This is a genomic window from Paenibacillus sp. MER TA 81-3 (genome assembly GCF_023713585.1).
Taxonomy (GTDB): domain Bacteria; phylum Bacillota; class Bacilli; order Paenibacillales; family Paenibacillaceae; genus Paenibacillus_B; species Paenibacillus_B profundus.
Genome location: NZ_JAMAWB010000107.1, coordinates 1 through 332, shown reverse-complemented (window position 1 = coordinate 332; position 332 = coordinate 1). Strand labels below are relative to the sequence as shown.

The 332-nt window shown below is 46.4% G+C and carries 1 protein-coding gene; it reads right to left on the bottom strand.

Going from position 1 to position 332, the window contains the following annotated elements; all coding sequences use genetic code 11:
• Window positions 1-332: DDE-type integrase/transposase/recombinase (locus tag M3650_RS31445; RefSeq protein ID WP_251580287.1), on the bottom strand; the 332-nt coding region annotated here is incomplete at both ends.

The window sequence follows — 332 nt, the reverse complement described above, 5'->3', positions numbered from 1 at the left end:
TGGAAACCCCGGTCGCTATGAAGCATGGGCTTGCTTCCTGGTGCTTCTTGCAAGGCCCGTTTCAATGTCTGAAATACAAGAGGATTGTTATTGGAACACCCGAATACATAGGAGACGATGGATTTATTATGAAGGTCGAGAATAGCGCTTAAATACGCTTTTTGGCCATTGCCGTACTTGAATTCCGTCACATCCGTAACCCACTTTTCATTTGGCGCATCTGCAGTGAATTTGCGGTTCAGCACGTTCTCAGCTACCTGCTGTGGAGTGGATCTCGCATCTCTCTTTTTCTTCCTCCGGATGACGGATTGAATTCCTTGTATCTTCATCAG